The organism is Pseudomonas sp. M2, assembly GCF_015751845.1.
GTDB classification, from domain to species: Bacteria; Pseudomonadota; Gammaproteobacteria; order Pseudomonadales; family Pseudomonadaceae; genus Aquipseudomonas; species Aquipseudomonas putida_E.
Genome location: NZ_JADOUD010000001.1, coordinates 4704904 through 4727005, shown reverse-complemented (window position 1 = coordinate 4727005; position 22102 = coordinate 4704904). Strand labels below are relative to the sequence as shown.

Below are 22102 nucleotides of genomic sequence, written 5' to 3'. Positions count from 1 at the left end.
ATACCTGTGCGCTACTCACCTGAAGCCCTCGTTGCCTTTGTAGAAGCCGCTGCCCTTGGCTCGTTTTCCGCCGCAGCGCGCAAACTGCGCAAGAGCCAGTCGACCATCAGCATCGCAATCGCCAACTTCGAGGCTGACATAGGTTGCGAACTGTTCGACCGTGCAGGCCGCCACCCCACCCTGAATGAGGCCGGCCGCCAGGTCTTGACCCACGTCGAGGCGATCCTCGATGCCAGCGCCCGGCTCGATGCGCTGGCGGTGAGGCTGGCCGAACAGGTAGAGCCGCTGGTGTCGGTGGTGATGTCCGACAGTTACAGCGTGACCTTTCAAGGCGCGGTGATAGGTGGCTTCGCCGCCAGCTACCCGCACACCGAACTGCGCTGCGGGCCTTCGGAAGACGCCGACGTTATCGACCTGATCCAGCAGGGCATGGCGCAGATCGGCATCCTTGCAGCGCAGCAGCGCTACCCGGCCGACATCGCCGTGGCACGCCTGCCGGAACATGCGCAATTCGCCGTTTACGTCAGCACAGGCCACGCCTTGGCAAAGCAGCCTGGCGTGCAGCCACAGCACCTGGAAAACGAGCGTCAGCTATACATCAGGACCTACGCACCGAGCCTGCACCACGGGCGCGGCCAGGCCTGGTCGGCGCCGGACTACCTGACCCTGCTGGAGTTCGCGGTGCGCGGCTATGGCTGGGCGGAACTGCCCAGGGCGCTGGTGGCGCGCTTCGGCAGTGGCCTGGTGGAATTGCCCGTGGCAGGCTACCCACGCAGAGTCGCGATGGATGTTGCCTGGTCGCGCAGGCGAGCCTTGGGCCCCGCCGGGCAATGGTTGGTGCAGCAATTGCTGGTGGGCGGTTCCACGCCCCAGTGACGGCCAATGCGAGCCCCTTTTGGCAGCCAATGAGCGAGACTGGCAGGCCAACAAAGCGCCGGGGTAGAACGTCTATTGATCGTGGCCCGCTTCGACAACCTGCCAACTGTCATCCGGATCGAAACGTTTCATGCCTTGGGCCAACGCTTCGCCCTGGGGCCCCAGGTCCTTCTCGAACACCTGGCCATCATGGCTGACCATGAAGCTCATCACGCCGGTGTCGTTGTACCTGGCCGGCCAGGCGACCATGGCGAAGCCACGGCTCATATGCTTGCCGATCAGGTAACTGTACGCACCACCCGGTGCCGAAGGGCCTTGAGCCTCGAGGATGCGGAAGTGGTAGCCGTACCAGTCATCACCGGGTGCATTCTGGCCGAACAGCGGGCCCAGCGGGCTGACCTGCCCGCCCGTTTCGTCCGCCCAGTACAAGCCGTCGCGCTTGCCGGGTGTGCTGAAAACCTGCCGGGCGTACTCCAGTGCGCCATCACCGTTATGGTCCTGCGTGGCGTAGTCCATCTGCGCATCGTGATAGGCAAGCAGCGACTGCACAGCGGCCAACTCGTCGCGGCCAATGCGCCGGGCACGAATCTCGGCACTGCCGGCCTTGAGGTCAAAGCGCCAGCCGCTGGCAGTTCGAGTGAGCGGAATGGGCAAGGTCCACTGCTCGCTGCCCACCGCCAGAATGGCCTGCCGGTCACCGTGCATCTGGATCTGGTGCTGCTGGTGGTACTGCTGCACGAACGCATCCACGTCGCTGCGCTGCACACCTTCGCGGGGGATGTAGGTGCGCCAGTCGTCACCGAGCAATTGCGTCAGGCGCGCCTGGTCTGCCTGCTCCACCCCCAGCGCCTCGACGAAGGCTGCGGCGGCCTTCTCTGGCGTGGGGAATGCCTGCTGCGCAGTGGCCAGGCATGACCAGGCGGCGCCAAGGGCAAACAGCCACAGGCCCAGCGACGACTTGCTTTGGCTCATGTTCATCGACGCCCCCCTCCACCACGGTGCATGGCCGCACTGGGCCGGGAGATGGTATGGCCCGCCGCACGCGATGCACTCGGCCGCTTGGCGAGCGCCTGGCTGGTGCGGCCACGGTTGGCCTGCGCCGCAGAGCGTGAGGGGGATCGCACGCCGTCGAACGCATTGTTCTTCGCCCTCCCAGCGCTATTGCCCGGTTTGTTGTGCAGCGCCTGGCGTGCCTGGCCGTTTGCCTGCCGGTGCTCCGCAGCACGGGGCCTGCTGGCCTGGGCTTCGCGAGCCCGGTCACGGGCTTCACGATTGCTGGTGGCCGGGCGTTCGATACCCGCCCGGTCCATCGAAGCACGGGCGCGATCGCGTGCCTGTGCACGCTGGGCATCGTCGCCACGGTAAGCTGCACGCTGGCTGGCACCGTCGAGCTGGCGGCCGAATTGCTGGCGGCTGCGGTTGTCACGGTACGGCACCCCATCGCGGTGCACGGCGTTGTGCTGCCAGGTGTTCTGGTTGTTGGCGATGCGGTTGTTGACGTTGATGTTGTTGTAACGATTGACGTCGATATCGATGTCGTTGCGCCCCCAGTCGCAATCGCCCCACAGCGAGTTGACGATCGCAACGCCAGTACCGAACGCCAGCCCGGCCAACAGCGCGCTGCCGGCGTAGTACAGCGGCGATGGCGGGTAATACACCGGCGGTGATGCGGGGTAGGCCCAGGTTCCGTAAGCGGTGGTCGGGTTGTAGGTGGGCACGTACACCACCTGCGGGTCGGCCGGCTGGATGATGATGGTGCTGGAGGACGAACTGCTGGCCGGCGCCGCTTGCGAGCTGGGCGCGGCTGCCGGGGCAGCCTGCACCGTGACGTTCTGGTACTGGTTGCTCTGCAGGTTGCCTGCGGCCTTGGCCTGCTGGCGCAGACGCTGCACGGCACCCATCACATCATCAGGCTGGGCCAGAAACGCATCCCCAAGGCGCTGCACCCACACCGGGTCCTGCCCGAGAACCACCAGCACCTGCGGGAACGCCACCAATGCCTGGACACTCGGGTCCCAGGCCTGCGTCGCCACTTGTTTGACAGCCTCATCCCCCTGAGCCTTGGGATTGGCCTTGGACCACGTCACTGCTTCGGCCACTTCACCGGGATAGGTGGCGGCCATCAGTACCTGTGCCAGCAGCGCGTCGGGATACAGCGCAATCGGCGCGAGCATCTGGTCCAGTTGCTCGGGGTTGAACACTGCCTGCTTGGCGGGTGCCGCCTCGGCGGCCGGTGCAGGCTCTTGCGCCTGGACCAGGCCTGGTTCACCACCCAGGCAAAGCAGAAGCGCCACGGCACATAACAATGGCATGCGCATCACAGTATCCCTCTGGCCCATACCGCGTGGAACTTAAGGTTAGCAAAGGCTGCCGTTCTCACACGGTGCTATCGATAGTCACTATCGAGAATGGCAATTTCTAATGATCGCGTCGGCTCAATAATCTTGCTCCATCGATTCGTCACACACCCATCTCCCGAATCCTGGAGCTTGCCGATGAACACTACGGCCCGCCTGCTGTTCGCCACCCTGTCCGCCGCTGCCATTGCCGTGCTCAGCGGTTGCGCCACCCACCCCGAACTGCGCCCCTACACCGCAGAAGAAACCCGCCAGCTGCAGCTCGAAGCCATCCAGCGCCAGGCACTCTCCCTGGATGAGTACGAGCTGCGCAAACGCGTGATCCTGCGCGCCGCCAGCGAACAGGTGGTGACCGAGGTGGCGGAGCCGGCCGGGGCGATAAAAGGTTGAATTGAAAGCCAGGCCATACGCTCACGTGCGGCCCCTGATCGACATCACCACCCGTTTGAAGCAGACCACGCTGTTTTCCCCGCCAGCCAACACGGGTATCCTGTGCCGCTCAAGCGCAAGCCTTCCAGGACGGTGACCATGACCAGGCCCCTTCTGTTGCTCAGTGCGGCCCTGCTGTTCAGCCCGGTGCTGCAAGCGCAGCAGATCCAACGCCAACTGGGCGATTTCGACTTCAAACTTGGCACCACGCCTTCACGCAGCATGGCCCAGGGGCTGATCTCGCCCAGCGCCAGCGGCGCCTTTCACGGTGGCCTGGACCTCAGCCACCCAAGCGGTTGGTACGTGGGCCAGTATGCGCCGAGCATGGGCGTGACGCCTGACTCCACACTGCGCCTTGACAGCTACCTGGGCTACAAGCACCACTTCGACAGCACACTGGGTTACGAAGTAGGCCTGATCCACTACAGCCAGCCGAACATCGCAGGGCCGGACAGCTATGCGTTGTATGGCGGCATTTCGGTCATGGGCAGCCGAATCGGCGGGGCCTGGCGTGACAACCCGGACAATCGCACCGGCACCCTGTTCGCCGATTTTGGCCAACTGCCGCTGTTCGACATCGACCTCACGGTCAAACTCGCCCATCACCGCCTGGGCACGCCCTTCACCATCGGCGACGGCAGCCAGGTGAATGCGTTCTCCGACTGGTCGCTGGAGCTGTCGCGCCCCTGGCTGGGCATCGACCTGAACCTGATCTACAGCAACTCCGACCTCAACGGCGGGGGCTGCGGTGCCTATGCCGGTATCAACACGTATTGCGAGAGCATGCTGACGTTCAAGGCTCAGCGCAGTTTCTTCTAGGGGGCCGGGGGCGGTTGCAGTGCGCTGTCTGCCCCCTCAGGCATCAAGGTGGCGATCAACGCCCTCACCGTCCCTGGCAACGCATCCAGCTCGCGCACCAGAATGCTGCGCTCGCGCACCGCCCACGCTTCATCCAGCTCGATGGTGACCAGGTTCATGGTCTGGCTGTGCCGGACAGCCGCCGACTCGGGGATGATGCCAATCCCCACGCCCGCCTCCACCAGCCGGCATATGGCCTCGAAGCTCGACAGCTGGATACGCAGCGACAGATTCAGGCCCATGCGTTCGACATGGTCGCGCAGGAAGCTGAGCAAAGTGCTGCCGTCGTGCAGGCCGATATGCTGGAACGCCAGCGTCTGCTTCAGCGTGACCTGCCTGCTGGCAGCCAGCTCATGCCCTGCAGGCACGATCAGTACCAGCCGGTCGGTACTGAAGTGCAGCACCTGCAAACCGCTGGCTTCCACGGGGCCGGCAATGATGCCCATGTCGCTGCTGCCATCGAGTACACCGCGCACGATATCCCGCGACAGGCGCTCCTGCAGGTCCACGGTCACGCCGGGACGTTTGGCGAGAAAGCCGGCCAGCACTTCGGGCAGGAACTCGGTCACTGCGGTGGTGTTGGCAAAAATGCGGATATGCCCGGCCGAATCGGTGCCGAACTGGGCGAACTCGGCTTTCAGGTAGTCCACCTGGCGCATGATCAACCGCGCGTGCATGAGCAGTTTTTGCCCGGCCGGTGTCAGTTCGACACCCCGGCTGTCGCGGTACAGCAGGCGCGTGTCGAGCTGCGCCTCCAGGGCCTTGACGCGCGCACTTGCAGCTGCCGGCGAGAGGAATGCGCGCCGCGCGCCTTGGGTCAGGCTCGGTGACTCGCCGATATGAATGAAAAGCCTCAGGTCTGCCAGATCAAAATGCATGGGCCTATCCGAATGTGGAGCAGGCGTTCAGCATACATGAACGCTGCCTTACATAAATGCAAATTCACAGAATGCCAGGTGCCTCGCATGATCGCTGCATAACAACAAATGCAGAGGCCAATGGTTATGACTGCTACGCACCCGCCCACGGATTACAGCGCCTGGATCGGCCGCACGGAAGAGGCCGTCGATGAGCTCAGCCGCAACCTGATCAAACGTATCGCCGCCACCTTCGGCGAAGCCGCCCCCGCCGTGGGGCAGCCCCTGCCGCCGCTATGGATGTGGTGCTTTTTCCAGGAACCGGTGGCCGAAACGCTACTGGGTAGCGATGGTCACCCGGCGCGCGGCGGCTTTCTGCCCCCCGCCGATAACCGCAACCGCATGTGGGCCGGGGGCCGTGTCGAGTTCATTTCCCCGCTCAAGGTCGGCGCCGAGGCCCATCGCCTGTCGACCATCGTGCATATCGAAGAGAAGCACGGCCGCACGGGCGCATTGCTGTTCGTCACGGTGCGCCACGAGTACTCCCAGCAGGGCGAACTGTGCGTACGTGAAGAGCAGGATATCGTCTACCGCGAACCGAACCCGCCCAAACTGAGCAGCGCCGCGCCAACCGCCCCTGGCGACTGGAGCGAGGCCGTCACGCCCTCCCCGACTCTGCTGTTCCGTTACTCCGCCGTCACCTTCAACGGCCACCGCATCCACTATGACCACCCCTATGTCACCGGCACCGAAGGCTACGCCGGCCTGGTCGTGCACGGTCCCTTGATCGCCACCCTCACCCTGCGCGCCTTCCTGCGCGCCAACCCTGGCAAGCGCCTGCGCCAATTCGCCTACCGCGGCGTACGCCCACTGACCGTGCCCACGCCATTCGAAGTGGCCGGGCGCATCGGCGCACCGGGCCAGGCGCAACTGTGGGCCGGTAATGCCGACGGCGTGGCGCAGAGCGCCGACGTGCTTTTCGACTGAGAACTGGACAGGGAACCCCGCATGCATACGTACGACAGTGATGACCTCAATGCCATCCGCGAAGGCGTGCGCGCCTTGTGCGCCGAATTCGACGCCAGCTACTGGCGCAAAATCGATGAAGAAAAAGGCTTCCCTGAAGCCTTTGTAAAAGCCATGACCGATGCCGGGTGGCTGTCGGCGATGATTCCGGAGCAGTACGGCGGATCGGGCCTGGGCCTGGCTGAAGCCTCGGTCATCCTCGAAGAAGTGAATGCCTGCGGTGGCAACTCCGGCACCGTGCATGGGCAGATGTACAACATGTTCACCTTGCTGCGCCATGGCAGCGAGGAACAGAAGCGCCACTACCTGCCCAAGCTGGCCAGTGGCGAGCTGCGCCTGCAGTCGATGGGTGTGACCGAGCCCACCACCGGTACCGACACCACCAAGATCAAGACCACCGCGGTGCGCCAGGGCGACAAGTACGTGATCAACGGGCAAAAAGTGTGGATCTCGCGGGTTCAGCACTCCGACCTGATGATCCTGCTGGCCCGCACCACGCCTTTGCCTGAGGTGAAGAAAAAGTCCGAGGGCATGTCGATCTTCCTGGTCGACCTGCGCGACGCCATTGGCAAGGGCCTGACCGTGCAGCCGATCGCCAACATGGTCAACCACGAGACCAACGAGCTGTTCTTCGACAACCTGGAACTGCCGGCCAGCAGCCTGATCGGCGAAGAAGGCAAAGGCTTCAGGTACATCCTCGACGGCCTCAACGCCGAACGTACCTTGATTGCCGCCGAGTGCATCGGTGACGGCCGCTGGTTCGTCGAAAAAGCCAGCGCCTATGCCCGTGACCGCGTGGTGTTCGGCCGGCCGATCGGGCAGAACCAGGGCGTGCAGTTCCCCATCGCCGAAGCGCACATCGAAATCGAAGCCGCCGACCTGATGCGCTGGCGCGCCTGCGCCGAATACGACAGCGGGCAGAATGCCGGGGCCAGCGCCAACATGGCCAAGTACCTGGCGGCGAAGGCCTCGTGGGAAGCCGCCAATGCGTGCCTGCAAACCCATGGCGGGTTTGGCTTCGCCTGCGAATACGACGTCGAGCGCAAGTTCCGCGAGACCCGCCTGTACCAGGTGGCGCCGATTTCCACCAACCTGATCCTGTCCTACGTGGCCGAGCACCTGCTCGAACTGCCGCGCAGCTTCTGAGGGCCTGAGCATGCAGCATACCCACGCCCTGGCCGGCTTTCTCGCCGACCTGCGCTACACGCACCTGCCCGGCCACGTGCTGGACCGCACTGAAGACCTGTTCCTGGACTGGCTTGGCTCGGCCTTTGCCAGCCAAGGCGCGCACCCGATCCCGCTGTTCGAGCGCTATGCCGAACGCATGGGGCCTGCGCAGGGCAATGCTCGAGTATTGACCAGCGGGCGCACGTCATCCCCCTACTTCGCTGCCCTGGTCAATGGCGCGGCCTCTCACCTGGTCGAGCAGGACGACCTGCACAACAGCTCGGTGCTGCACCCGGCGACCGTGGTGTTTTCTGCCGTACTGGCGGCGGCACAGGACCTTGGCAAGTCTGGCCAGGACCTGCTGCTGGCTGCAGTCGCCGGCTATGAAGCCGGCATCCGCATCGGTGAATTCCTCGGTCGCTCGCATTACCGCATCTTCCATACCACCGCCACTGTCGGCACCCTGGCCGCAGCCGTCGGGGTGGGCAAACTGCTGGGCTTCAACCAGGCGCAGTTCATCAACCTGCTCGGCAGCGCCGGCACCCAGGCCGCCGGGCTCTGGGAGTTCCTGCGCGACGCCGCCGATTCGAAGCAGTTGCATACCGCCAAGGCCGCCGCCGACGGCTTGCTGGCCGCCTACCTCACCGCCGATGGCCTGAGCGGTGCACGCAATATCCTCGAAGGCGAACAGGGCATGGCCGCCGGCATGTCCAGCGATGCCGACCCGGCGCGCCTGAGCGACCGTCTGGGCACGCGCTGGGCGCTGGTGGAAACCTCGTTCAAGTACCACGCTTCGTGTCGCCATACCCACCCCGCCGCCGATGCCTTGCTGCTGCTGATGCAGCGCGAAGGCCTTGGCCATGAACAGATCGCCAGGGTCGTCACCCGCGTGCATCAGGGCGCGATCGATGTGCTTGGCCGCGTCACCACACCTGCCACCGTGCACCAGGCCAAGTTCTCCATGGGTACCGTACTTGGCCTGATTGCGGTGCATGGCAGCGCGCAACTCATCGACTTCCGTGACCTGGCGCTGACCGACCCACAGGTCGCGCACTTTCGCGAGCACGTCGAGATGCAACTGGACGCCGAAGTGGACGCCGCCTACCCCAAGAGGTGGCTGGGCCGCGTGGACGTCACCTGCACCGATGGCCGCAGCTTCAGCGCCGCCATCGACGAACCTAAAGGCGACCCCGGCAACACCCTGTCGCGCCCGGAGCTTGAGGCCAAGTTTCAGCGCCTGCTGGCGTATTCCGGCGCGCGCAGCCCGGCCCAGGGCCAGGCATTGATCGAGCGCGTCTGGCAACTGCGCGACGCCCGCTCGCTGGCTGATCTGCACTGAACACCAACAGGTGACCCTATGACCCAAACAACGCCCCGCCCGCTGGACGGCATCACCGTGATCAGCCTGGAGCACGCTATCGCGGCCCCCTTCTGCACCCGCCAACTGGCCGACCTCGGCGCCCGCGTGATCAAGGTCGAGCGCCCTGGCAGCGGCGACTTCGCCCGCGGCTACGATCAGCGTGTCGATGGCCTGGCCTCGCACTTCGTATGGACCAACCGCTCCAAGGAAAGCCTCACCCTGGACCTCAAGCAGGACGCCGCCGACGGTATTCTCGAGGCCCTGCTGGCCAAGGCGGATGTGCTGGTGCAAAACCTCGCACCGGGCGCGGCAGCGCGCATGGGCTTGTCGTTCGACGCCCTGCACGCCCGCTTCCCAGGGCTTATCGTGTGCGATATCTCCGGGTATGGCGAAGGCGGCCCTTATGAAAAGAAAAAGGCCTACGACCTGCTGATCCAGAGCGAAGGCGGCTTTCTCTCGGTAACCGGTGGCCCTGGCGAAAACGACATGGCCAAGGCCGGCTGCTCGATCGCCGATATCGCCGCCGGCATGTACGCCTATACCGGCGTGCTCTCGGCGTTGCTGCTGCGTGACAAGACCGGCATCGGCAGCCGCATCGACGTGTCGATGCTCGAAAGCCTGGTGGAGTGGATGGGCTACCCGATGTACTACTCCTACGACGGCGCGCCGCCTCCCCCGCGCGCCGGCGCTTCGCACTCCACCATCTACCCGTATGGGCCGTTCCCAACCGGCGGTGGCGGCACGATCATGCTTGGCCTGCAGAACGAACGGGAATGGGCCTTGTTCTGCGAAAAGGTGCTGCTTGACCCGGCGCTGGCCAGTGATGACCGCTTCAATGCCAACTTCAAGCGCTCAGATAACCGCGAGGTGCTGCGGCAGATCATCATCGAGGGCTTCGCCAGCCTGTCGCTGGACGAGGTAGTGGCACGCCTTGAAGATGCGCAAATCGCCAACGCCCGGGTCAACGACATGCACGGGGTGTGGCAACACCCGCAGTTGCAGGCCCGCGGCTGCTGGCGTGAAGTGGACAGCCCGGCCGGCAAGCTGCCCTCGCTGCTGCCACCAGGGCGCAACGCGGCCTTTGCCCCGCGCATGGACGCCGTGCCGGCGCTGGGGCAACACACCCAGGGCATCCTCGGCGAGCTGGGCTTCAGCCCGGCAGAGCAAGCCAGCCTGGCCGCAGGTGGTGTGGTATGAACAGTGTGCGCTCTGCACTGTTCGTACCCGGCAGCCGGCCTGAGCGTTTCGCCAAGGCGCTGGCGGCAGGGGCCGATGCCGTCATCGTCGATTTCGAGGATGCCGTGGAGGAACCCCTCAAGCGCCAGGCCCGGGACCACCTGGAGGCGTTCCTGCAGGCCACGCCATTGGCGTCGGTGTGGGTCCGGGTGAATGCGCCGCAGCACGCCGAGCATGCGGCAGACCTGGCCTTCTGCGCGCAGCAGCCTGGCATCGCCGGCGTGCTGCTGCCCAAGGTGGAAAACGCCGCACAGGTGGCCGTTGCCCGGCACACCGGCAAACCGGTATGGCCCATTATCGAAAGCGCCAAGGGCCTGCTCGCGCTGGAGCAGATCGCCCATGCCGAGGGGGTCGAGCGGTTGTCGTTCGGCAGCCTCGACTTGGCGCTGGATCTACACTTGAACACCGACAGCGCTGCTGCCAGGCAGTTTCTCGACCAGGCGCGCATGGCCGTGCAGCTACACTCGCGGGGTGCCGACCTGCTGCCGCCGCTCGATGGCGTATTTCCTGCCATTGGCGACACCGAAGGTTTGCACCAGGCTGTACGGCATGCCTGCGACTTGGGGTATGGCGGGGCGTTGTGCATTCACCCCAGGCAAGTGCCGGTGATTCACGCGGCACTCGCGCCCGACGCCGAAGCGCTGGCCTGGGCCCGACGGGTGCTGGCGGCGAGCGCCGCAGCTAACGGGGCCGGTGCGTTTCAGCTGGACGGGCAAATGGTGGATGCGCCGGTGGTGTTGCGGGCGCAACGGTTGTTGGCACAGGCGTCCGGCTGAACTGAGCCGGCGTTCGGCTAAACCGAATGCCGCCTTACACAAATGCTAATTCACCACACGCAAACCATTGGTCCATCGTTACATCCATCCTCCTACAAAAATAAATCTGAGGTGACATCGATGTTCAAGCTGACCCAGGCGCTGTTCTGCGCCGCCGCAGTGTCCATGGCAGGCCTCGCCCAGGCTGCCGACCCGATCATCATCAAGTTCGCCCACGTCGTGGCCGACAGTACGCCCAAAGGCCAGGGTGCGCTGATGTTCCAGAAGCTGGTGGCGGCGGACCCGCAGCTCAAGGACAAGGTCAAAGTCGAGGTCTACCCCAATTCGTCACTGTTCGGCGACGGCAAGGAGATGGAAGCGTTGCTGCTGGGGGATGTGCAGATGCTGGCGCCTTCGCTGGCCAAGTTCGAGCACTACAACAAGCAGGTGCAAATCTTCGACCTGCCGTTCCTGTTCGACGACCTGGCGGCCGTCGACCGCTTCCAGCAAGGCCCGCAGGGCAAGGCACTGCTGACGTCGATGGACGACAAAGGCATCCACGGCCTGGCCTACTGGCACAACGGCCTCAAGCAGCTGTCGGCCAACAAGAAAGTGATCCTGCCCAAAGATGCCCGCGGCCTGAAATTCCGCGTGCAAGCCTCCAGCGTGCTCGAAGAGCAGTTCAAGGCGATCCGTGCCAACCCGCGCAAGATGAGCTTTGCCGAGGTTTATCAGGGCCTGCAGACCGGCACGGTCAACGGTACCGAAAACACCTGGTCGAACTACGAAAGCCAGAAGGTCAACGAGGTGCAGCCGTTCTTCACCGAGACCAACCACGGCCTGATCGACTACATGGTGATCACCAACGCCAAGTTCTGGAACGGCCTGCCTGAGGATGTGCGTGGCGAGCTGCAAACGCTCATGGACCAGGTCACCGTCGAGGTGAACAAACAGGCCGAAGCCCTGAACCAGACCTCCAGGCAGAAAATCATCGATGCCAAGACCAGCGAGATCGATGCCCTGACTGCCGAGCAGCGCCAGCAATGGCGTGAGGCCATGCGCCCGGTGTGGGACAAGTTCTCCGATCAGATCGGCGCTGACTTGATCAAGGCAGCCGAGGCCGCCAACAAGGCTTCCTGACAGCCGCACGCCCTGCCCCGGCCACCTGCGCACAGGTGGCCAGCCCTCTCTCTGTCTGGAGAATTCCTATGCAATCGCTCAGGCGTGTCTGGGAGCACTTCGAGGAGGGCATGATCGCCTTTCTCCTGGCGGCCATGACCTTGGTGACCTTCGTCTACGTAGCACTGAACAACCTCTATACCGTGTTCTACACGCTCAGTGACCACTGGGCTTTTGCCAGTGAGCTGCTGCTGGGCATCGGCGACCACCTGATGGGCTACGCCCAGGAAATGACCTGGAGCATCGCCCTGACCAAGGCGCTATTCGGTTGGCTGATCTTTTTCGGGATCGCCTATGGCGTGCGCACCGCTGGCCACTTGGGTGTCGACGTACTGGTGCGGCGCACCCGCAAGCCAGTGCAACGGGTACTGGCGATGATCGCCTGTGCCTGTTGCCTGGCGTATGCCGGGCTGTTCCTGGTGGCCAGCATCAAATGGGTAAGCGCCGTGCTTGTGGCCGGCATCGGCGCCGAAGACCTGGACCGCTATGGCATCAAGGTCGGCCATATCGCGCTGATCGTGCCCTTCGGTTTCGCCTTGGTCATTGTCCGCTACCTGGAGATCCTCTATCGCCTGTTCACCCATCGCCAGTATGGCCTGGGCCTGGCCGACGAGGCTGCAGAGGCGAGCAAGCTGGCCAACCCGGGTGAGGAGCATCACTGATGACGGTTATCTGCCTGTTCCTGTTGTTGTTCGTGTTCATGTTCCTGGGAGTGCCGATCGCGATTTCGCTGGGCTTGTCGGGCGCACTTTCAATCCTGATGTTCAGCCAGGACTCCCTCAGCTCGCTGGCGATCAAGCTGTTCGAGACCTCCGACAGTTACACCTTCCTGGCCATCCCGTTCTTCCTGCTGTCGGGCGCGTTCATGACCACCGGTGGCGTGGCCCAGCGGCTGATCGACTTCGCCAACGCCTGTGTGGGGCACATCCGTGGCGGCCTGGCCATTGCCGCGGTGCTGGCATGCATGCTGTTCGCCGCGTTGTCGGGCTCGTCGCCGGCCACGGTCGCGGCGGTGGGTTCGATTGCCGTTGCCGGCATGGTGCGCTCCGGTTACCCCCGCGAGTTCGGGGCCGGGATCATCTGCAACGCCGGCACCCTGGGCATCCTGATTCCGCCATCGATCGTCATGGTGGTGTACTCGGCGGCGACCGAGACCTCGGTAGGCAAGCTGTTCATGGCCGGTGTGGTGCCAGGCATCCTGCTGGGCCTGGCGCTGATGGTGACGATCTACATCGTCGCCCGGATCAAGAAACTGCCCGCACAACCTCGTGCCAGTTTTGCACAATGGTTGAGCACCGCCAGGCGCGCGTTCTGGGGGCTGTTGCTGTTGGTGATCATCCTGGGCGGCATCTACAGCGGCATGTTCACCCCCACCGAGGCGGCCGCCGTGGCAGCGGTGTACTCGGCGTTCATCGCACTGTTCGTGTACAAGGACATGCGCCTGCGCGACTGCCCGAAGGTGTTGCTGGAGTCGGGCCGGCTGACCATCATGCTGCTGTTCATCATCGCCAACGCCATGTTGTTTGCCCATGTGCTGACCACCGAGCAGATCCCTCAGCAGATCACCCAGTGGGTGCTGTCCGAGGGCCTGACGCCGATCGGTTTCCTGATCATGGTCAACGTGGTGCTGCTGGTGGCGGGCAGCTTCATGGAGCCGTCGGCGATCATCCTGATCCTGGCGCCGATCTTCTTCCCGATCGCCATGAAGCTTGGGATCGACCCGATTCACCTGGGCATCGTCATGGTGGTGAACATGGAGATCGGCCTGGTGCATCCGCCGGTGGGGCTGAACCTGTTCGTGACTTCAGCGGTGACGGGCCTGACGCTGGGGCAGACGATTCGCGCCGCGCTGCCGTGGCTGTCGATCCTGCTGCTGTTCCTGGTGCTGGTGACTTACGTGCCGTTCATTTCGCTGGCACTGCCGCAGTGGTTGGGCATGCCGTAATGCACTGATCTTCCGGGCCCCATCGCCAGCGATGGGGTCAGTGCAGGCATCAGATCCCTCCACCCTCCAGCACCTGCGACATGACCTTGGCCAATGCCGTGACCATCACATCCGCCGTCGGCCGGTGGACGATGACGATTTCGTAGCTGTCCACCTCAGGCAACCCGTGTTGCCTGCCAAGCACCCGATGCTCAGGGGTCGCCGCCCGTGGTGGCAACAGGCTGATGCCCATGCCGTCGGCCACCGCTGCCTGGATGCCACTGAGGCTGGAGCTGGTGAAACTGATGCGCCAGCGCCGGCCCATGCCTTCGATGGCGGTGATCATGTCATCGCGGTACAAGCCGCGTGGCGGAAAGGTCACCAGCGGGATCGGGTCGAGCTCGAAGGACGGCATGCGTGCGCTGTCGATCCACTGCAGACGCTCGGGCCAGCACGCCACGCCTTCGCGGCTGTTGCGTCGCTGCTTGAGCAACACCAGGTCAAGTTCGCCGTTGTCATAGGCCTGGCTGAGGTCGCGGCACAGGCCGCTGGTGACCTCCAGCTTGACCTGCGGGTGCAGCCGGCTGAATGCCGACAGCGCGTTGGTGGTGCGCCCGCCGACGAAATCTTCGGGAACGCCCAAACGTACGGTGACGCCGACCATGGCACCGGCCAAAGCCTCGAGCATCTGGTCGTTCAATGCCAGCATGTGCCGGGCGTAGCCGAGCAAGGTCTGGCCGGCGTCGGTCGGCAACACGTCACGGTTCCCGCGCACCAGCAGGCGATGGCCGACCATATCCTCGAGCCGGCGGACTTTCTGACTGATGGTCGATTGCGTCGAATGCAGGCGTGCGGCAGCGGTGGTGAAGCTGCCGCAATCGGCCACGACGACGATGGCACGCAGCAGGTCGAGGTCGAACAGAGCCCTATTCGATTTAACGCTGATAGACATCCTGGTATTCAACATTTGAATGGTAAGGTTGTCTTCTACCATGGCTAATCGCCAAGCGCCACGCCTTCGCGCCGCGGGTCGGCTCCACCCGACCAGCCTGGGCCGGTACGCTGGATGATCTGCATGCCGCTGGTCATGGTCATGGGCGTCACCTCATGGCCCCAGGCCGCCAATTGCCGGACCAGCGCCGGGCTGGTCAGCCCGGCTTCCACTTCGGTACCGGCGTTGCGGCTGCCGAAGTTGGGCAGGTTGCTAGCCTGTTGCGGGTCGAGCCGCCAGTCCAGCAAACCCACCAGCGCCTTGTTGACGTAGCCGATGATCTGCGAGCCACCGGGTGATCCGAGGCTGGCCACCAGTTCCCCGGACGCCTGCGAAAACACCAGGGTCGGAGCCATCGCCGACAACGGCCGCTTGCCCGGTTCAACCCGGTTGGCAACGAGCTTGCCCTTCTCCTGTGGGATGAAGGAAAAGTCGGTCAACTGATTGTTCAGCAGGAAGCCCTTGACCATCAGATGCGAACCGAATGCCGCCTCTACCGAAGTGGTCATGGCCAGCGCCTGACCGCTGTCATCCACCGCCGAAAGGTGCGAGGTGGAAATGCGCAACGGCGAGCGGTCCGGGGCCAAGGCCAGGTCCGCGCCCTGCGGCTTGCCCGGTCGCGCATGTTTCATGCTGAAGTCGCCGATCAGCTCGGCCCGCCCGGCCAGGTACGCCGGGGCGGTCAATGCCTTGAGCGGTATCGGCACATAGTCGCTGTCGGCCAGGTACTGGGCACGATCGGCGTAGGCCAGCCGTTCGGCCTCGGCAATCAGGTGAACGGCCAGCGGCGCAGGCTCAAGGCCTGCCGGCGAAGCACTGACGCTGGGCGGTAGCTTTGCAAGGTCGCGTTGTGGCATGGCGTGCTGCAGCGCCTCGAGGATGCCCAAGGTCTGCAGCACGGTCACTGCACCTGAAGATGGCGGCGGCATGCCGCAGATCTGCCAGGCCTTGTAAGGGCCGCATAACGGCGTGCGCTCCTTGGCCTGGTACTGGCGCAGATCCTCCAGTGACAGGAGCCCGGCATTGGCATGCGCCTGTACCTGGGTGACGATCGCTTCGGCAATTTCACCGGTATAGAACGCATCGACGCCCTGCTGTGCGATGCGTTCGAAGGTATGCGCAAGTTCGGGGTTGCGCAGCAGCGCCCCCACCGCCAGCGGCTGGCCGTGCTCATCCAGGAAATAGCGGGCCATGGTGGGTGAACCGGCGATGAAAGGGTCACCCGCCAGCAACGCATGCAGGCGCTCGGACACAGGGAAGCCACTGCGCGCCAAGGCAATGGCCGGCGCGAACAGTTGATGCCACGGTAGCTTGCCATGTTGCTCGTGCGCCATTTTCAAGGCACGCAGCACCCCTGGTACGCCTACCGAGCGCCCGCCGATCTGCGCTGCGCGGAACGGCATCGGGGTGCCGTCCGGTTGCAGGAACAGCGTTGGCGTCACTGCGGCCGGCGCGGTCTCGCGGCCGTCGAATGCCTGTACCCGTTTGCCGTCCCAGTACAGGATGAACGCCCCACCGCCAATGCCGCTCGATTGCGGCTCGACCAAGGTGAGTACCATTTGCATGGCAATTGCCGCATCGATGGCACTGCCACCGGCGCGCAGCATCGCCCGCCCGGCTTCGCTGGCCAGCGGGTTGGCAGCCGCCACCATGTGCCGGGTGGCGTGAACCGGGTGCAGGCCGGAGCGGTAACCTGACCCAAGCTCAGGGGGCGCGGGCAGCGGCTGGTCGGCCCAAGCCCATTGGCTGGCCAGGGCAAGGCACAGGGTGCTGATCAATCGGGTTGGCGATGGCATTGGTGGCGTCCTGTCGAAGTGCATGCCTTGGGCGCCCAACATAAACCAGGCCATGTACTGCGCAAAGCGCCGTGGCACCACCTCGACATTCAATGCAGAATTTTTCGTATACAAAAATGAACATTTCTGGTTACATCAACCCGCGCCTACGACAGTGGTAATCGCCGCTGCGTATTGCGACAGGCTAAAGCCATGCATTACCCCTATCTGCTCATTCCCTTCGAGCGCCCTCTGCGAATCGACGCATTCGCCGTTCACCCGTTGCCCTTTGCACCCATCCGCCGTCTCGCGCCTGGTCTTCGTGACTCAGCGGTGTCGGCGCGTGCGCGGCTGCGCTGACTGGCCCTGCTGCCCACGCCGTGTTTTACACACCGAGCCTGGTTGCCCTCGAGAAAAAACCAGGTGTCCGCACTGACGAATTGCACCCCGCCATTGGCGGGAAGGAATACCTATGCCCAAGACTTTGCTGATAAAGAACGCCGAACTGCTGGTGACGATGGACGGCGAGCGCCGCGAGATCAGACGCGGCGGCCTGTTCATAGAAGACAACCTGATCAAGCAGGTCGGCCCCAGCGACGAGCTGCCCCAGCACGCCGACGAGATTCTGGACATGACCGGCAAGGTGGTCATCCCGGGGCTGGTCAACACCCACCATCACATGTATCAAAGCCTAACCCGCGTGGTCCCGGCGGCCCAGGACGGTGAACTGTTTAACTGGCTGACCAACCTTTACCCGATCTGGGCACGGTTGACGCCCGAAATGATCGCGGTATCGACCCAGACCGCGATGGCCGAACTGATTCTCTCCGGCTGCACCACCTCCAGCGACCACCTGTACATCTACCCCAATGGCTGCAAGCTCGACGACAGCATCCACGCCGCCGGGGAAATCGGCATGCGTTTCCATGCCGCACGCGGCAGCATGAGCGTGGGGCGCAGCCAAGGCGGGCTGCCGCCAGACTCGGTGGTGGAAAAGGAAAGCGACATCCTCAAGGAGTCGCAGCGCCTGATCGAGGACTACCACGACGCCAGCCATGGCTCGATGCTGCGCGTGGTCGTGGCGCCCTGCTCGCCGTTCTCGGTCAGCCGCGACCTGATGCGTGAAGCGGCGGTGCTGGCACGCAACTACGGGGTTTCGCTACACACCCATTTGGCTGAAAACGTCAACGATATCGCTTACAGCCGCGAAAAGTTCGGCATGACCCCTGCCGAATACGCCGAGGATCTGGGCTGGGTCGGTCACGATGTGTGGCACGCGCACTGCGTGCAACTCGACCAGCACGGCATCGAGCTGTTCGCCCGTACCGGCACCGGTGTGGCCCACTGCCCATGCTCGAACATGCGCCTGGCCTCGGGTATTGCACCGATCCGCAAGATGCGCGACCACGGGGTGCCCGTAGGCCTGGGCGTCGACGGCTCGGCCTCCAACGATGGCGCCAGCATGATCGGTGAAGTGCGCCAGGCGCTGCTGCTGCAGCGTGTCGGCTTCGGCCCTGATGCGATGACCGCACGCGAAGCGCTGGAAATCGCCACCCTCGGCGGTGCCAAGGTGCTCAACCGTAATGACATCGGCGCCTTGGCGCCGGGCATGGTCGCCGACTTCGTCGCCTTCGACCTCGGCCATGTCGCCTACGCAGGCGCCCACCATGACCCGCTTGCGGCCTTGGTGTTCTGCACCCCGACCCAGGTCGATACCAGCGTGATAAACGGCCGTGTAGTGGTCAAGGACGGCCGCATCACCACCGTCGACCTTCCGCTGGTGCTGGAGCGCCACAACCAGTTGGCCCGTCAGTTGGTTACCGGCGATTGATGGCGGCCTGCAAGCCTGTAGAGCGGCGCGCAGGCGCCGCTTTTACTGCCCCTGTGCAAGGCGCTGTCAAAGCACCTTCACCGCTCGACCGATGAACTGCACAGGCCCGGTTGGGCGTCCGGTCGGCGAGCCGCCCGCTCTTTCCAGGGTCAGTTCGAACAGTTGGTTGGGCTCCAGGGGAGGCAGGTCATGCGCGGGCACGCGATATTGCTCGCCAGGTTTGACCAGGCCCAGCGACAGTGGCGCCTGCCACTGTTCGCCCTTGGTCCAGAACTGCAGCACCTTGTCGCTCGGTACCGCGAACTGCCCCAAGGGAATCAGTTGAATGCTGCGGGCATCGCTTGCCTGTACCACCCACCCCGGGGCACTGTCTGCCGGCGCAACCAGCACCACAAGGTAGGAAGGCTCCGGCGCCTTGGCGGTCAGCAGCGTGAAGGCCAATAGCAGGCTGGCAACCAGGCCTGCACCCGCCAGGCCTTGCCATAGCACCAGGCGATGCCACCAGCGCCTTGGCTGTGCTGACGCCGCCTTGCGCTGTGGCTGTGACTGTGACTGTGCATCGACGCTGCGGCTGATCCGCCCCCACAAACGTGGGTTGGGTGGCAAAGGCTCTGCGAGTGCGTTCAACGCCAATAGCCGCTGCTCCCAGGCATCCACGGCACCACGCAACTGCTGATCCCCCGTCAGGCGCTGGCGCACGGCCTCATGTTGTTCGGCCGACAAGGTACCCAACACATACTCCCCGGCCAACTCATCAAGTGCCTCGGCGGTTTCGCCCAGTGGCTTCTTCATCCCATGCACTCCCGCAACGCCTTCAGGCTGCGTTTGATCCAGGCTTTGACGGTACCCAACGGTGTGTTCAGCAACCCGGCGATTTCGGCATGGCTGCAACCGTCGACATACGCGTGCAGGATGCACAGCTTGCGTGAGGGTTCCAGTTGCTCGAGGCAACGGTGAACCTTGGCCGAGTCCGCCATAAGATCGATATCACTCGCGAAGGGCAACGGTACTTGTGCACTGCCAAACGCCCCTTCATCCAGCACGACTTCGCGCCGGGTGTCGCGTATGTAATTGAGCGCAAGGTGCCGGGCCACGCTATAGATCCAGCCCCGCGCAGAGCCGCGCGCAGGGTCGAAGCTGGCAGCCCCGGACCATATCCGAATGAAGGCATCGTGCAGGATGTCTTCTGCTGTAGCGTGGTCGCGGGCGATACGGCGCACCACACCTAGCAGGCGTGCGCCCTCCTCCTCGTAGAGTGCATGCAGCGCTCGGCGGTCTCCCCGTGCGCAGGCTTCAAGGCAACGCTGAAAGTCGAAAGGGGGCAAAGGTGAGTTCACTGCAAGGTCAGCCCTATAGTCCCTGGACGGTTCCCCCAGCCATTGGGCCGGGGGGCTGTCGATCAGCGTAGACGTCAGTGGCTCACCTGCCTATGCGCACTGCCATCATTTTGCCGCCCAGAAGATATAGTCAGCCTGGTAATCAACGATTTTGCGCTCACCTTTGTTTTGCATCGAGCAGGCAGTTGCCGGCGCAACACCGCCGCGGGTGGCCACGCGCTGGATATAGCTCACACCGGTCATGGCCCCTTTACCTTCGGCCGGGCTGGCCTGAACCAGCTGGTAAGGCAGGTCGCCCTTGGCCGCTGGCGCCACGGCCAATTGGGTGCCGGTGACCTTCGAGCCGTCTTTGGCCTGCCAGGTGGCGGGCGGCCCGAAATAGTCGCCCACCGCCTTGCCAGACCTGTCCTTGAGTACCGCTTTGGGGCCGACGAATGTCCACTCGGTCTGGCCGGGGGCATTGGCTTTGTCGCGGCATTCGTAGGTGACCTGGCCCACACCGACGGTTTCCAGCATGACGGCGTGGCCATCCGGAACCTTGACCGCGTCGGGCAAGGCGGATTGAGCGTGAGCGGCTTGGCTGGCCACGATCAGGACAAGACCGCCTGTGAGCATCAGCATGGTAACTGGGCTGTTCATGGTGCAAATCTCCTGGCGAGTAATCGACAGCGCGAAGTCGCGCTACCTGTAATACCCGCCAGGTTGCAGATTGGATGCACCTGTGGAAAAAAATTGTGCATCCACCCGTACGTTGCCCGGCTTGCCTGTCAGCCTACCTGGGCCGGTGCCGTCTTGGCTGCTTTGCGCAGGCTCCACACACCCCATGCCAGGCCGATCACAGCAGCAATGACCGAGCCCGAAAGTACGCCAAGCTTGGCCGCACCCAGAACGCCAGGGTCAGAGAACGCCAGGTTGGCAATGAAGATCGACATGGTAAAGCCGATGCCTGCCAACAGCCCGATCAGCGTGATGCCGTGCCAGGTAACGCCCGCCGGCAACGCGCACCAGCCCAACCGTACCATCAGCCAGCTGATCGTCACGATACCCAACGGCTTGCCCAGGACCAGCGCCACAGCGACGCCTGTCATCACCCAGTGAGGGCCATCGGCAGACAGGTCGACACCAGACAACCCGACACCGGCGTTGGCCAGGGCGAACAGCGGCATGATCGCGAAAGCCACCCAAGGGTGCAGATGGCCTTGCACGCGCAGCACTGGGGCGACCAGCTCGCGCTGCGCCACACGCAGGTTTTTCAGCGGGCTCATGAGTTCGCTGTCATCGATCTGCGGTGCCTTGGCGCGGCCTAGCAGGTCGTCGGTGAAGCGGGTGACGGCCTCCAGTGGGCGCTCGCCCAAAGGCATGGCCCGAACCGGTGTCATCAGGCCAAGCACCACGCCCGCCAAGGTGGGGTGGGCACCGGTCATCAACATGCCCAGCCAGGTGATGAACCCGGGGATGATGTAGGCATAGGCCGAACCGACACCTATCTTCTGCAGGCCGAGCACCAGCAGCAGGCCGATGGCGGCGACGCCGAAACCGCTGTAATCCAGGCCACCGGAGTAGAAGAAGGCAATGATCAGCACCGCGATGATGTCGTCGATGATCGCCAGGGCGAGCAGGAACACCCGCACATTGGAAGGGATCGACTTGCCCAGCAGCGCCAGCACACCCACTGCAAAGGCGATGTCGGTGGCAGTCGGCACTGCCCAACCTTCTTGCGCGGGAGGCGAATGATTGAACGCCAGGTAGATGAGCGCGGGTACCACCACACCGCCGACAGCCGCCGCCATCGGCAGCGTGGCCTGGCGCAGGCTGGACAGCGCGCCTTCATGAATTTCGCGACGGATCTCCATACCGACGACCAGGAAGAAGATGGTCATCAGGCCGTCGTTGATCCAGAAATGCAGTGACTGGGAATAGACCAGCGAGCCGACACCGAAGCTTATCGGCGTGTGCCAGAGGGCGTCATAGCTTTCGGCAGCGGGCGAATTCGCCCAGATCAGTGCTGCAACGGCGGCGATCAACAGTACGACGCCGCTCACGGCCTCGATATGCAGAAAGCGTTCGAAGTTGGCGAATGCGCGTTGGGCAATTTGCTGGGCACGGGGCATTACGTGTTTTTGCATGGGCACAAGAACTCCCGC

General features: G+C 64.0%; 21 protein-coding genes. 12 read left to right on the top strand and 9 right to left on the bottom strand.

Annotated elements, in window-relative coordinates; genetic code table 11:
• Positions 1-6: 6 nt before the first annotated feature.
• On the top strand, positions 7-876 hold the full coding sequence (locus IWW33_RS21955) for a LysR family transcriptional regulator (protein WP_125923764.1): 870 nt from the start codon (positions 7-9) through the stop codon (positions 874-876).
• A 72-nt stretch (positions 877-948) separates the two neighbouring features.
• Here the strand turns inward: IWW33_RS21955 and IWW33_RS21950 are convergent, their stop codons facing one another.
• Together IWW33_RS21950 and IWW33_RS21945 are read right to left on the bottom strand one after the other, a co-directional pair.
• Positions 949-1854 carry a DUF2950 domain-containing protein gene (locus IWW33_RS21950; RefSeq protein WP_119687249.1) on the bottom strand — a complete coding sequence of 302 codons (906 nt, stop codon included), beginning with the start codon at positions 1852-1854 and terminating at the stop codon, positions 949-951.
• Positions 1851-3194: a DUF3300 domain-containing protein gene (locus IWW33_RS21945; RefSeq protein WP_119687250.1), complete on the bottom strand. Its 1344-nt coding sequence runs from the start codon at positions 3192-3194 to the stop codon at positions 1851-1853. The genes IWW33_RS21950 and IWW33_RS21945 overlap by 4 nt, the downstream gene beginning before the upstream one ends.
• Positions 3195-3371: 177 nt before the next feature.
• Between IWW33_RS21945 and IWW33_RS21940 the strand changes: the two genes are divergently transcribed.
• Positions 3372-3623 (top strand): hypothetical protein, encoded by a 252-nt coding sequence (locus IWW33_RS21940; RefSeq protein WP_012314889.1) that lies wholly within the window; start codon positions 3372-3374, stop codon positions 3621-3623.
• Positions 3624-3761: 138 nt separating this feature from the next.
• Entirely contained in the window at positions 3762-4481 is a 720-nt protein-coding gene (locus tag IWW33_RS21935) for a TorF family putative porin (protein WP_012314890.1), read from the top strand.
• Here IWW33_RS21935 and IWW33_RS21930 read toward each other — a convergent pair.
• Positions 4478-5398: a LysR family transcriptional regulator gene (locus IWW33_RS21930; protein WP_115274526.1), complete on the bottom strand. Its 921-nt coding sequence runs from the start codon at positions 5396-5398 to the stop codon at positions 4478-4480. The two genes, IWW33_RS21935 and IWW33_RS21930, sit on opposite strands and share 4 nt — an antisense overlap.
• A gap of 126 nt (positions 5399-5524) precedes the next feature.
• Here IWW33_RS21930 and IWW33_RS21925 point away from each other — a divergent pair, with 126 nt between their 5' ends.
• The 8 genes from IWW33_RS21925 to dctM all read left to right on the top strand — a co-directional run bounded on the left by IWW33_RS21925 (position 5525) and on the right by dctM (position 14045).
• Positions 5525-6364, top strand: a complete 840-nt coding sequence (locus IWW33_RS21925) for a MaoC family dehydratase N-terminal domain-containing protein (protein WP_174141874.1) — start codon at positions 5525-5527, stop codon at positions 6362-6364.
• 21 nt (positions 6365-6385) lie between these two features.
• Positions 6386-7549 carry an acyl-CoA dehydrogenase family protein gene (locus tag IWW33_RS21920; RefSeq protein WP_046785812.1) on the top strand — a complete coding sequence of 388 codons (1164 nt, stop codon included), beginning with the start codon at positions 6386-6388 and terminating at the stop codon, positions 7547-7549.
• A 10-nt stretch (positions 7550-7559) separates the two neighbouring features.
• Positions 7560-8909, top strand: a complete 1350-nt coding sequence (locus IWW33_RS21915) for an MmgE/PrpD family protein (RefSeq protein WP_174141873.1) — start codon at positions 7560-7562, stop codon at positions 8907-8909.
• A gap of 18 nt (positions 8910-8927) precedes the next feature.
• Positions 8928-10127: a CaiB/BaiF CoA-transferase family protein gene (locus IWW33_RS21910; RefSeq protein WP_115274523.1), complete on the top strand. Its 1200-nt coding sequence runs from the start codon at positions 8928-8930 to the stop codon at positions 10125-10127.
• The gene (locus IWW33_RS21905; RefSeq protein WP_174141872.1) at positions 10124-10942 is read left to right on the top strand and encodes a CoA ester lyase; all 819 of its coding nucleotides are present in this window, start codon (positions 10124-10126) and stop codon (positions 10940-10942) included. Before IWW33_RS21910 ends, IWW33_RS21905 begins: the two co-directional genes overlap by 4 nt.
• Before the next feature lie 120 nt (positions 10943-11062).
• Entirely contained in the window at positions 11063-12061 is a 999-nt protein-coding gene (locus IWW33_RS21900) for a TRAP transporter substrate-binding protein (RefSeq protein ID WP_046785808.1), read from the top strand.
• Positions 12062-12129: 68 nt separating this feature from the next.
• Positions 12130-12762 carry a TRAP transporter small permease gene (locus tag IWW33_RS21895; RefSeq protein WP_115274521.1) on the top strand — a complete coding sequence of 211 codons (633 nt, stop codon included), beginning with the start codon at positions 12130-12132 and terminating at the stop codon, positions 12760-12762.
• Entirely contained in the window at positions 12762-14045 is a 1284-nt protein-coding gene (gene dctM / locus IWW33_RS21890; RefSeq protein WP_115274520.1) for a C4-dicarboxylate TRAP transporter large permease protein DctM, read from the top strand. The genes IWW33_RS21895 and dctM overlap by 1 nt, the downstream gene beginning before the upstream one ends.
• Before the next feature lie 49 nt (positions 14046-14094).
• Here dctM and IWW33_RS21885 read toward each other — a convergent pair whose 3' ends face one another.
• Together IWW33_RS21885 and ggt are read right to left on the bottom strand one after the other, a co-directional pair.
• Positions 14095-14976 carry a LysR substrate-binding domain-containing protein gene (locus IWW33_RS21885; protein WP_042112037.1) on the bottom strand — a complete coding sequence of 294 codons (882 nt, stop codon included), beginning with the start codon at positions 14974-14976 and terminating at the stop codon, positions 14095-14097.
• Between the two features lie 44 nt (positions 14977-15020).
• The gene (gene ggt, locus IWW33_RS21880; RefSeq protein WP_174141871.1) at positions 15021-16811 is read right to left on the bottom strand and encodes a gamma-glutamyltransferase; all 1791 of its coding nucleotides are present in this window, start codon (positions 16809-16811) and stop codon (positions 15021-15023) included.
• Between the two features lie 451 nt (positions 16812-17262).
• Between ggt and IWW33_RS21875 the strand changes: the two genes are divergently transcribed.
• A complete protein-coding gene (locus IWW33_RS21875) occupies positions 17263-18621 on the top strand; it encodes an 8-oxoguanine deaminase (RefSeq protein ID WP_012314902.1) in 1359 nt (452 codons plus the stop codon).
• Positions 18622-18687: 66 nt separating this feature from the next.
• On the opposite strand, the gene IWW33_RS21870 is transcribed toward IWW33_RS21875, so the two are convergent.
• The 4 genes from IWW33_RS21870 to nhaA all read right to left on the bottom strand — a co-directional run bounded on the left by IWW33_RS21870 (position 18688) and on the right by nhaA (position 22084).
• Positions 18688-19413 (bottom strand): anti-sigma factor, encoded by a 726-nt coding sequence (locus tag IWW33_RS21870; protein WP_174141870.1) that lies wholly within the window; start codon positions 19411-19413, stop codon positions 18688-18690.
• Entirely contained in the window at positions 19410-19958 is a 549-nt protein-coding gene (locus IWW33_RS21865) for a sigma-70 family RNA polymerase sigma factor (protein ID WP_115274517.1), read from the bottom strand. Before IWW33_RS21865 ends, IWW33_RS21870 begins: the two co-directional genes overlap by 4 nt.
• A 105-nt stretch (positions 19959-20063) precedes the next feature.
• A complete protein-coding gene (locus IWW33_RS21860; protein WP_046785801.1) occupies positions 20064-20597 on the bottom strand; it encodes a DUF3455 domain-containing protein in 534 nt (177 codons plus the stop codon).
• A 128-nt stretch (positions 20598-20725) separates the two neighbouring features.
• Positions 20726-22084 carry a Na+/H+ antiporter NhaA gene (gene nhaA / locus IWW33_RS21855; RefSeq protein ID WP_046785800.1) on the bottom strand — a complete coding sequence of 453 codons (1359 nt, stop codon included), beginning with the start codon at positions 22082-22084 and terminating at the stop codon, positions 20726-20728.
• Between the last annotated feature and the right edge of the window lie 18 nt (positions 22085-22102).